Source organism: Paenarthrobacter sp. TA1.8 (assembly GCF_048595705.1).
Lineage (GTDB): Bacteria > Actinomycetota > Actinomycetes > Actinomycetales > Micrococcaceae > Arthrobacter > Arthrobacter nitroguajacolicus.
In genome coordinates, this window is sequence record NZ_CP184287.1 from 1,939,399 (window position 1) to 1,950,504 (window position 11,106).

The 11,106-nt window shown below is 62.2% G+C and carries 8 protein-coding genes; all 8 read left to right on the plus strand.

Features of this window, described 5'->3' with window-relative positions:
* Window positions 1–26: 26 nt before the first annotated feature.
* The 8 genes from ACNAOT_RS09045 (at window position 27) to ACNAOT_RS09080 (ending at window position 10,999) form a co-directional block, all read left to right on the plus strand.
* Window positions 27–2,000, plus strand: coding sequence for an APC family permease (locus ACNAOT_RS09045; RefSeq protein ID WP_420180784.1), 1,974 nt, complete (start codon window positions 27–29; stop codon window positions 1,998–2,000).
* Window positions 2,000–3,367, plus strand: coding sequence for a class I SAM-dependent RNA methyltransferase (locus tag ACNAOT_RS09050; protein ID WP_420180785.1), 1,368 nt, complete (start codon window positions 2,000–2,002; stop codon window positions 3,365–3,367). Before ACNAOT_RS09045 ends, ACNAOT_RS09050 begins: the two co-directional genes overlap by 1 nt.
* A gap of 243 nt (window positions 3,368–3,610) precedes the next feature.
* Window positions 3,611–6,418 (plus strand): aconitate hydratase AcnA, encoded by a 2,808-nt coding sequence (gene acnA / locus ACNAOT_RS09055; protein WP_091466740.1) that lies wholly within the window; start codon window positions 3,611–3,613, stop codon window positions 6,416–6,418.
* A 188-nt stretch (window positions 6,419–6,606) separates the two neighbouring features.
* Window positions 6,607–8,580 carry a 1-deoxy-D-xylulose-5-phosphate synthase gene (gene dxs, locus ACNAOT_RS09060; RefSeq protein WP_420180786.1) on the plus strand — a complete coding sequence of 658 codons (1,974 nt, stop codon included), beginning with the start codon at window positions 6,607–6,609 and terminating at the stop codon, window positions 8,578–8,580.
* A complete protein-coding gene (locus tag ACNAOT_RS09065; protein WP_420180787.1) occupies window positions 8,577–9,146 on the plus strand; it encodes a DUF402 domain-containing protein in 570 nt (189 codons plus the stop codon). Before dxs ends, ACNAOT_RS09065 begins: the two co-directional genes overlap by 4 nt.
* The gene (locus ACNAOT_RS09070; RefSeq protein ID WP_091466746.1) at window positions 9,143–9,703 is read left to right on the plus strand and encodes a hypothetical protein; all 561 of its coding nucleotides are present in this window, start codon (window positions 9,143–9,145) and stop codon (window positions 9,701–9,703) included. The genes ACNAOT_RS09065 and ACNAOT_RS09070 overlap by 4 nt, the downstream gene beginning before the upstream one ends.
* A gap of 30 nt (window positions 9,704–9,733) precedes the next feature.
* Complete coding sequence (locus ACNAOT_RS09075) at window positions 9,734–9,952, plus strand: hypothetical protein (protein ID WP_091466748.1); 219 nt, start codon at window positions 9,734–9,736, stop codon at window positions 9,950–9,952.
* Between the two features lie 63 nt (window positions 9,953–10,015).
* Entirely contained in the window at window positions 10,016–10,999 is a 984-nt protein-coding gene (locus tag ACNAOT_RS09080; protein WP_420180788.1) for an aldo/keto reductase, read from the plus strand.
* The last annotated feature ends 107 nt before the right edge of the window (window positions 11,000–11,106 follow it).

The window sequence follows — 11,106 nt, forward strand, 5'->3', positions numbered from 1 at the left end:
CTGTGGATTCAGAGTAGCTTTGCGGAGTGCTGACAATTTTGAATGCCGCGAAGCGGGTGCTGGTGGGCCGGCCAGTCCGGAATGACCGCCTGTCCCACACCTTATTGCCCAAACGCATCGCTTTGCCCGTCTTCGCCTCGGACGCTTTGTCCTCGGTGGCATACGCCCCGGATGAAATCCTCCTGACGCTTGCCCTTGCGGGCGTGAGCGCAGTGGCGTTCTCCCCGCTGGTGGGCCTCGCCGTCATGGTGGTTTTGCTCACAGTAGTGGCTTCCTACCGCCAGAACGTGCACGCCTATCCCTCCGGCGGCGGCGACTACGAGATTGCCAACGTCAACCTCGGCAAGTACGCCGGTCTCACGGTCGCTTCTGCGCTGCTGGTGGACTACGTCCTCACTGTTGCAGTGTCCATGTCATCAGCGGCGACTTACCTGACTACCGCCATCCCGGCGCTGCATGGCCAGCAGGCAATGATTGCCACCATTGGCGTGATCATCCTGGCCCTGGTCAATCTTCGCGGGGTCAAGGAAGCCGGGACGCTCTTCGCTGTCCCTACGTACATCTTCATGGCGTCCATCCTTGGAATGACCGCGGTGGGCATCTTCCAGGCTGCCACCGGCACCTTGGGGGAGGCGCCTTCCGCCAACTTCACCATCGTTCCTGAGCCCGGATTCGATGAGGGCCTGGTAGGGCTGGCCGGGGCCTTCCTGCTTCTGCGTGCCTTTTCATCGGGGGCGGCGGCGCTGACCGGCGTCGAAGCCATCAGCAACGGGGTGCCGAATTTCAAGAAGCCGAAGAGCAAGAACGCCGCCACCACGCTGCTGCTTCTGGGCGTTATTGCCTCGGCCATGCTTGCGGGCATCATTTTTCTGGCTAACGCTACAGAGGTCCACATCGTCCTCGATCCGGCCCGGGAATTTCTGGTGGACGGCAAGCCGCTTCCGGAGGACTACATCCAGACCCCTGCCATCAGCCAGATAGCAGACACTATTTTCGGTTCCGGCTCCATCCTTTTCTATATCGTGGTTGCGGCCACCGGCATCATCCTGGTGTTCGCTTCCAACACAGCTTTCAACGGTTTCCCCGTGCTGGGCTCGATCCTTGCCCAGGACGGCTACCTTCCACGCCAGCTCCGCACTCGCGGTGACAGGCTTGCGTTCAGCAACGGCGTCCTTGCGTTGGCAGCCGGGGCGCTGGTCCTGATTCTCGCGTTCAACGCAGATGTCACCAAGTTGATCCAGCTGTACATTGTGGGCGTCTTCATCTCTTTCACGGCCAGTCAGCTCGGCATGGTCCGGCACTGGGGGCGAGAGCTGAAACTGGCCAGGGATAAAGCTGTCCGTCGCCGGATCTTCAAGTCGCGCACTATCAACATGGTGGGTTTTGGCATGACGGCGCTGGTCCTCGTCATCGTCCTCATCACCAAATTTGAGCAGGGCGCCTGGATAGCGTTGCTGGCCATGTTTGTCCTCTTCCTCATCATGTGGAGCATCCGCGCCCACTATGACAATGTGGCCAAGGAATTGGCCGTGGACGAGGATTCGTCACCGCGGGCACTTCCCACGCGGGTGCACGCGGTACTTCTTGTCTCGCACGTCCGCAAACCGGTGCTTCGTGCGCTGGCTTATGCCCGGGCGTCCCGGCCATCGCGCCTGGATGCAGTGACGGTGGATATCAACACGGAAGAGACCGAGCAAACTGTCCGGGATTGGGAAAAGCTGGAAATTCCCGTCCCCCTGACCGTACTGGCCAGCCCGTACCGCGAAACCGTGACCCCCATCATGGACTACATCAAGAACGTGCGCCGCGACTCACCGCGGGACCTGATCGTGGTGTACATCCCCGAATATGTGGTGGGTAAATGGTGGGAACAACTCGTCCACAACCAAACAGCACTCAGAATCAAGACAAGGCTCCATTTCGAATCCGGAGTCATGGTTGCCAGCGTTCCGTGGCAGCTGAAGTCCTCCGAAGAAGCAAAGGCACTGCAGGATACTTAATGACTTCCCACAGCAATACCCCCCAACCCCAACGCACCGGAGACCAAGGTGCAGCCCCCACTGAACTGGTGGTCGATGTCGGCCCCATAGCCCATGGAGGGCACTTCGTCGCCAGGCACGAAGGGCGCGTCATCTTCGTCCGGCATGCGATCCCGGGGGAGAAGGTCCGTGTCCGGTTGACTGACTCCGGCGACTCGTCGCGCTTCTGGCGTGCCGACGTCGTCGAGGTCCTGGAGGCTTCACCTGACCGCATTCCGCACTTCTGGAAGCAGGCCGATTCGCTGGGCTCATGGAGCCGCGGGGCTCCGCCGGTGGGCGGCGCCGAGCTCGGGCACATTTCCCTCCAGCGCCAACGGGCCCTGAAAGCCGAGGTGCTTTCCGAACAGCTCAAGCGGCTTGCCGGCTTGGACCTGGCCACAGAGGTGGAAGCTGTGGGAGACAATCACGACGGCGGACTCGGCTGGCGTACGCGCGCCAGCTTCGCGGTGACCCCCAAGGGTCGGTTGGGGATGCATGCGCACCGTTCAAACGTCGTGCTTCCGATCAAGGAGATGCCGTTGGCGCTTGCAGGAGTCAATGAGCTGAAGCTGTGGGACCTTGACTTGTCCGGCATTGCCCGCGTGGAGGTCGCGGTGCCCGCCAACGGTTCGCGGCCCCTGATCCTGCTGGCTCCGGAAGAATCCACGAGCCCCAAGAGATTGCACAGCATCCTGTCGCAGTTGCCGCACGACGTCTCGGTTGCGAGCTTCGATCCCAGCAAGGGCGAGGTCCTGCAGCTGCGGGGGAGAACCTGGGTGCAGGAGAGTGCGGCAGGGCATGAATACCGTGTGACCGGTGAGGGTTTTTGGCAGATCCATAAGGACGCCCCGGACACGCTGGTGGACGCTGTAACGGGCTATCTTTCCAACGGCGGGTACTTGCAGCCCGGCGCCGCAGTTGCCGACCTCTACGCCGGTGCGGGCCTGTTTACGGCACCTCTGGCGGACGCCGTCGGAGTGACCGGTTCGGTACTTTCCGTGGAGGGCGCTCCGGGCACCAGCCGCGACGCCCGCAAAAACCTGCACGGTGAAGCCCAGGTGGAAATCGTTCAGGGACGTGTTGAGCGGGTCCTGCACCAACGCTCCCGCAGCTTCGACTCGCTGGTGCTGGATCCACCCCGCGCCGGAGCCGGCAAGGCTGTGGTCAAGCAACTGATGGCCACCGGGCCCCGCGCAATCGCCTATGTGTCGTGTGATCCGGCATCCTTCGCACGTGATCTGGGTTACTTCCATCAAGGTGGTTGGCGACTCGAGTCGCTGCGCGCCTTCGATTTGTACCCGAACACCCATCATTTGGAAACGGTAGGGCTGATCGTCCCCGCCGCTTAGCCGACGGACCGCCCGACTGCCATGGTGCAGAAGGAGGAACAGCCTGTTTCCGTCGCGATGCCTGATCAGTGACGCAACGCCGGAGTATGCCACTACGATGGCTGTAGTAGCCCCGGTCCGCAGTATTCAACGCCGCGGACCGGGGTGACCACGAGAGATGCCGCCCGGCTAAGTAAGGTGCGCCTAACTGGCTAGCGGCCAACCACGCGACAAAGATGAAACTGTTGCGAGAGGAGTCCTGCCATGAGCACTGTGGACAGCTTCGGTTCCAAAGGCGTACTGAATGTAGCCGGCACCGACTATGAAATTTTCCGGTTGAACTCCGTAGAGGGCGCAGACAGCCTTCCGTTCAGCCTTAAGGTATTGCTTGAAAACCTCCTGCGGACTGAGGATGGCGCCAATATTACGGCTGACCATGTCCGCGCCCTGGCCGGTTGGGATCCCAATGCGGAGCCCGACACGGAAATCCAGTTCACCCCCGCCCGCGTCATCATGCAGGACTTCACCGGCGTTCCCTGCGTCGTGGACCTGGCTACCATGCGTGAAGCCGTCAAGGAGCTCGGCGGTGACCCCAAGCGCGTCAACCCGTTGGCGCCTGCAGAAATGGTCATCGACCACTCCGTCCAGATCGATGCCTTCGGAAACTCCGGCGCACTGGAGCGCAACATGGAGATCGAATACCAGCGCAACGGTGAGCGCTACCAGTTCCTTCGCTGGGGCCAGACCGCATTCGATGACTTCAAGGTTGTTCCCCCGGGAACCGGCATCGTACACCAGGTCAACATCGAGTATCTGGCACGCACGGTCATGACCCGCGAGGTAGACGGTGTTGTCCGCGCCTACCCGGACACTTGTGTTGGCACCGATTCGCACACCACCATGGTCAACGGCCTGGGCATCCTGGGTTGGGGCGTTGGCGGTATCGAAGCCGAAGCTGCAATGCTCGGCCAGCCCGTCTCCATGCTGATTCCCCGCGTTGTCGGCTTCAAGCTCAAGGGCAGCATCCCCGCAGGCGCTACCGCGACTGACGTGGTGCTGACCATCACCGAAATGCTGCGCAAGCACGGTGTTGTTGGCAAGTTCGTTGAGTTCTACGGTGAGGGCGTCGCAGCTGTGCCGCTGGCCAACCGTGCAACCATCGGCAACATGAGCCCGGAGTTCGGTTCCACGGCTGCCATGTTCCCGATCGACGACGTCACCCTGGACTACTTGCGCCTGACCGGCCGCTCCGAAGCGAATGTCGCCCTCGTGGAGGCATACAGCAAGGAACAGGGCCTCTGGCACGATCCCTCCCGCGAACTGCGGTTCTCCGAGTTCCTCGAGCTGGACCTGTCCACCGTTGTTCCCTCCATCTCGGGCCCCAAGCGTCCCCAGGACCGCATTGAGCTCACGGATGCCAAGGAACAGTTCCGCAAGGACATCCACAACTACGTCGCCATCGAAGACGGCAGCGTGGACGAGGCCCTGGATGAGTCGTTCCCGGCTTCCGATTCGCCGTCCTTCACACATGCTGATTCGCACACCACGGAGACGGCACGCGTTGCATCCGCCGCCAACGGTGCGCATGGCCGCCCCTCTTCGCCGGTCAAGGTCACCACTGCCGACGGCCGCGAGTTCGAGCTGGACCACGGAGCAGTGTCGATCGCTTCGATCACGTCCTGCACCAACACGTCCAACCCGTCCGTCATGCTGGCTGCGGCCCTCCTTGCACGCAACGCCGTGGACAAGGGCCTGACCTCCAAGCCGTGGGTCAAGACCTCTGTTGCCCCGGGTTCGAAGGTCGTCACGGACTACTACGAAAAGTCCGGTCTGACCCCTTACTTGGAGAAGCTTGGCTTCTACATCGTGGGTTACGGCTGCGCCACCTGCATCGGTAACTCCGGACCGCTGGAGCCGGAAATCTCCGAGGCCATCCAGGCCAACGACCTCTCCGTCACCGCTGTCCTCTCGGGTAACCGCAACTTCGAAGGCCGCATCAACCCGGACGTGAAGATGAACTACCTGGCCTCGCCGCCACTGGTCATCGCCTACGCACTGGCTGGCACCATGGACTTCGACTTCGATACCGATGCCCTGGGCACCGACTCCGAAGGCAACGAAGTCTTCCTGAAGGACATCTGGCCGAACCCCATCGAGGTGCAGGAAGTCATCGACTCCTCCATCGACGAGGCTATGTTCGCCAAGGGTTACGAGGGCGTCTTCGACGGCGACGAGCGCTGGAAGGCACTCGACACCCCTGCCGGTGACACCTTCGCGTGGGCCGAAGATTCCACCTACGTGCGGAAGCCCCCATACTTCGAGGGCATGAAGGCCCAGCCGGATCCCGTCAAGGACATCTCGGGCGCCCGTGTGCTCTTGAAGCTTGGCGATTCCGTCACCACGGACCACATCTCCCCGGCCGGTTCCTTCAAGTCGGACACCCCCGCGGGCCAGTACCTCCTGGCCAACGGTGTGGAGCGCAAGGACTTCAACTCCTACGGTTCACGCCGTGGCAACCACGAAGTCATGATCCGCGGTACGTTTGCCAACATCCGCATCAAGAACCAGCTCCTGGACAACGTCGAGGGTGGCTTCACCCGCGACTTCAGCCAGGAAGGTGCGCCCCAGGCTTACGTCTACGATGCAGCCCAGAACTACCAGGCAGCGGGAACGCCCCTGGTTGTCCTGGCAGGCAAGGAATACGGTTCGGGTTCGTCCCGTGACTGGGCGGCCAAGGGCACCGCGCTCCTGGGCGTCAAGGCCGTCGTCGCTGAAAGCTACGAGCGCATCCACCGCTCCAACCTCATTGGCATGGGCGTCCTTCCGTTGCAGTACCCTGCCGGAGAGTCCGCAGCAACGCTGGGGCTGACGGGTACGGAGACCTTCGCGGTGGAAGGCGTCACCGAGCTCAACAACGGCACCACGCCGAAGACGCTCAAGGTAACGGCCACGGCTGAAGACGGTACCGCCAAGTCCTTCGATGCCGTTCTGCGCATCGATACACCGGGTGAAGCGGACTACTACCGCAACGGCGGCATCCTGCAGTACGTCCTGCGCCAGATCTCGGCATAGCGGACCGGCTGGTTTCCAGCTGATCCAGAAGCCGGACAGCCCCGGCTGGTCGCCTGACCAGCCGGGGCTGTTGGCGTCCCGGGACCCTGCCAGGAAGAACAATGCCGGGGCTCGGATCCAGAGCGCAACGCGTGGGCCCGGGCACGCGCTAGAGTTAACAAGCACGTCATTCACCCTAAGGAGGGCCGTTGGGACTTTTGGAAACCGTCAAGGATCCACGGGACCTGGCCAAACTGTCCGGCACGGAGCTGGAACAACTGGCCGGCGAAATCAGGGAATTCCTGATCACCAACGTAGCCGCAACGGGTGGACACCTTGGTCCCAACCTGGGCGTTGTTGAACTCACGCTCGCTGTCCACCGGAATTTCGAATCCCCGCGGGACAGCGTGGTGTTCGATACCGGGCACCAGTCCTATGTCCACAAGCTGCTGACGGGACGCCAGGACTTCACCACCCTTCGCCAGCAAGGAGGCCTGTCCGGTTATCCGGACCGCGCGGAGTCCGAGCACGACATCGTGGAAAGTTCACATGCGTCCTCCTCCCTGTCCTGGGCAGATGGCATTTCGCGTGCCCGGCAGTTGACCGGCGAGGGCGACCGGTTCGTCGTCGCCGTTGTTGGCGATGGCGCGCTGACCGGTGGAATGGCATGGGAAGCCATCAACAACATTGCCGCGGATAAGCGGCGTCGCGTCGTGATAGTTGTCAACGACAATGGACGCTCCTATGCTCCCACTGTGGGCGGTTTTGCTGACTACCTTGCCTCCCTGCGTCCCACCATCGACTCCCTCCGCACCACCCCGGCCTACGAGCGGATGCTGGACTGGTGGAAGAAGAAGCTCCAGAACGGCGGCCCCGCCGGCCAGTTCACCTACAAGAGCCTGCATGCCATGAAGAAGGGCATCAAGGACTGGTGGGCCCCGCAGGGCATGTTCGAGGACCTTGGCATGAAGTACATCGGCCCGGTTGACGGGCATAACCTCCAGGCCATGGAGCATGCCCTCAACACCGCCAAGGCTTATGGCGGACCCGTCATTGTGCACGCCATGACGGAAAAGGGCCACGGCTATGCTCCCGCTCTCGCCAATGAAGCAGACCAATTCCACGCCGTAGGAATCATCGACCCTGAAACGGGCGAGCCCACCGAAATGCCTGGAGCGCGGTCCTGGACCTCGGTATTCGCTGAAGAAATCGCGGATATTGCTGATGAGCGCCCCGACATTGTGGGCATCACCGGCGCCATGCTCATCCCTGTGGGATTGCACAAGTTCGCTGAGCGCCATCCGGAGCGGGTGATCGACGTCGGCATTGCGGAGCAGCATGCGCTGACGTCCGCCGCAGGAATGGCGTTCGGTGGCCTCCACCCGGTGGTGGCCGTTTACGCAACCTTCTTGAACCGCGCCTTTGACCAGCTCCTCATGGATGTCGCGCTGCACAAAGCCGGTGTCACTATAGTCCTGGACCGTGCCGGAGTGACGGGCCCGGACGGACCCAGCCATCACGGGATGTGGGATATGGCGATGGTCCAGATCGTGCCCGGGCTCCATCTGGCTGCTCCCCGCGATGCCACCCGGCTCCGCGAAGAACTGCGTGAGGCGGTGGCGATCAACGATGCCCCCACTGTGGTGCGGTTCTCCAAGGGCAGCGTCGGTTCAGAGGTTGAAGCTATCGAGAGGCTTCATGACGGCGTTGACATTCTCGCGCGGCGCCCGGAGGGCTCTACCGAGAACGATGTGTTGATTGTCAGCGTCGGTGCCATGTCCGAACTCGCACTCGATGTTGCTACCCGCTTGGGTGCCCAGGGCATCAGCTCCACTGTGGTGGATCCCCGGTGGGTCCTCCCTGTACGGAAATCGATCATCGCCCTTGCCGCCCGTCACCGCTTGGTGATCTGCATCGAAGACGGCGTCCGGGCAGGTGGCGTGGGCTCGCGTATACGGCAGGAAATGCGGGCTGCCGGTGTAGACACCGCACTGAACGAGGTGGGCTTGCCCGTTGAATTCCTGGTGCACGGCTCCCGCAGCCAGGTACTGGAACGCGTGGGCCTCACCGCCCAGAAAATAACCCACGACGTCGTAGCCCAGGTTTTGGGGACGAAGGTCCCGTTTGCCAGGCCCCTCCCGGGCCAGGAACACCCCACCACCGGCAGCCTGCCAACCCTGTGACGGACGAGCGCGTGCCGGGCGCATTGCAGCCCGGCGACCTCGTGGTGTCGAGGAACAGGAAGTGGGACGGCAAAGCCCACTGGGTGGTGCCTGGCCGCTACCTTGGTGAGGACATTCACGGTTGGTGGATATTTCAGGGAGCGGGGGAGTTTTGCGCACGCCCGGGCGCGGCTTTCTATACGGCGTCTGATGCTGTCTTGCTGGTCCCGCGGACCGGTGAGTTTGTTGCGACGTTCTATGACGACAGCTATCCGGGCGACTTCAGGATCTACGTGGACCTCGCCACAGCCCACGCTTGGAACCCCCTCAAGCCGGGTGTGACAGAGTTCCACATGATCGACATGGATCTGGACGTCATCCGTTCCACCAGGCACGGGGTATTCGTGGACGATGAAGACGAGTTTGAGCAGCATCGGATGGCCATGGGCTATCCGCAACAGACGGTGGACGCAATGCGCGCAGAATGCGCAGCCCTCTTCGAGGCAGTGGACACCATGAAAGCACCTTTCGACGTCAATGGAGCCACCAGCACCAGCGCCGAGTGGTTCAGGAAAGGACGAGCATGAGCGGCATCATCCGCGCGTACAAGCGCGACGACGAAGGAGTGCTTCACTTCCGGGAGGCCTGGTACGACGACGAAGACCAGCAGTTCGTGGTCAACCACGGTGTAGTGGGCCACCAGAGCAAGACCGACGAAGCCAACGTTGACGACGAATCTGCCGTGGAAGGCCTGATGGCCGCGTTTGCCGCGCAATGCGAGGAAGACGGCTACGCCGAGATTCCCGAGTCCGAACAGTTCTGGGTAGTTGCCCAAATCGCCTTGAAAACCAAGGACGGCACCGAACGTGACCGGCATCTTGAGCGGAAAGCCAAAGCCGCCCTCACCGGTGAGCTGGCGTGGCGTGGGCTGGGCGTGGTGGACCGTTCGGAAATCGGCAACGGTCATCTGAACATCTTCTGCCTCTGCCCGGACGTCAATAAGGCTGTGAACGCCATCAAGATCTGCGTCCGCGGTGAGGATCTGGACTTCACCAAGCTCACGGTCGCAGCAGCGCCACACAGCGACCCCACGGCATTCCGGGTGAAGCACTCGCCCAAGCAGGGTGTGGGCTTTACTCTCTAAGTAGCACCCAACGCATCAGGAGGGATCTCCATGTCGTCCAAGAGCAACTGGCCCGGACATACGCCGCTGCCCAAAGGTCTCGCTGCGCCGGCGAAACGGGCTCTGGCCCACGAAGGGATAGAGACGCTGGAGCAGCTGGCCGAGTTCGGCGAGCTGAAACTTTCCAAGCTCCACGGCATGGGCCCGGTAGCCATAGCGCAGCTTGAGGATGCCATGGAGGAATCAGGTATCTCCTACGGCGCCCGTTAGCTTGGAGTGCTTTTGTTGCCTCGGGTGACCAACTGGTCCCCGCGCCCCGTATAGGCTGAATTCATGACTGAATACCGACGCCTTGGCCGTTCCGGACTGACCGTCTCAGCTGTGGGGCTGGGCTGCAACAACCTGGGCCGCGCCAATACTCCCACTGAGTCCCAGGAAGGCACGGACGCTGTTGTCCACGCCGCGATTGATGCCGGGGTAACGTTCTTCGACGTCGCCGATGTTTACGGTCGTGAGCCAGGCCTGAGTGAGGTCATGCTGGGCAAGGCGCTGAAAGGCCGCCGTGATGACGTGGTCGTCGGAACCAAGTTCGGTATGGACATGCGCGGAGCCAACGGCAGGGACTTCGACGCCCGGGGTTCGCGTCGATACATTGTCAAAGCCGTCGAAGCTTCTCTCCGCCGCTTGGACACCGACTGGATCGACCTCTACCAGTTCCACACCCCGGATCCGCGGACTCCCATCGAGGAGACCCTGGCAGCCCTGGATGACCTGGTGTCCAGCGGCAAGGTGCGGTACATCGGCCATTCCAACTTTGCCGGCTGGCAGATAGCCGAGGCTGAGTATGTAGCACGACAATCACCATCAGGTGGCGTCCGCTTCATCTCGACGCAGAACCATTACAACCTCCTGGATCGGCGCGCCGAACTCGAAGTGCTTCCCGCAGCCGGGGCCTTCTCCTTGGGTGTCCTGCCGTACTTCCCCTTGGCCAACGGGCTGCTCACCGGAAAGTACTCCGCAGGGAAAGCCCCGGAAGGCTCACGATTGAGCCACACCCGCACCAACCTCGTACACGACGCCGACTGGGAGCAGCTTGGCCGCTTCGGCCAGTTCGCCAAGGAACGGGACATCAGCGAGCTTCAGTTGGCTTTCTCATGGTTGGCCGCGCAGCCCGGCGTCAGCAGCGTCATCGCTGGTGCCACCCGTCCGGAGCAGATCCGTGAGAACGCCGAAGCCGTGTGCTGGGTCCCCACGCAGGAGGATCGCGAGGAACTGGACGAGATCTTCCCGCGGGCGCCGAAGGTGGCACTCTTCTAACCCTCTCTCACATCCCACCCACTGACAGGCGTCCCTCTCTCACATAACAGCCCTTAAACCGGAACGCTCTCCCACCAAGGTGAGAGAGCGTTCCGGTTTAAGCGGCG

Bases quoted from the DNA above. Each gene is read 5' to 3' on its own strand.
- ACNAOT_RS09070 (WP_091466746.1), top strand. From the start codon at position 9,143: ATGAGCGGCATCATCCGCGCGTACAAGCGCGACGACGAAGGAGTGCTT.
- acnA (WP_091466740.1), top strand. From the start codon at position 3,611: ATGAGCACTGTGGACAGCTTCGGTTCCAAAGGCGTACTGAATGTAGCC.
- ACNAOT_RS09075 (WP_091466748.1), top strand. From the start codon at position 9,734: ATGTCGTCCAAGAGCAACTGGCCCGGACATACGCCGCTGCCCAAAGGT.
- ACNAOT_RS09080 (WP_420180788.1), top strand. From the start codon at position 10,016: ATGACTGAATACCGACGCCTTGGCCGTTCCGGACTGACCGTCTCAGCT.
- ACNAOT_RS09050 (WP_420180785.1), top strand. From the start codon at position 2,000: ATGACTTCCCACAGCAATACCCCCCAACCCCAACGCACCGGAGACCAA.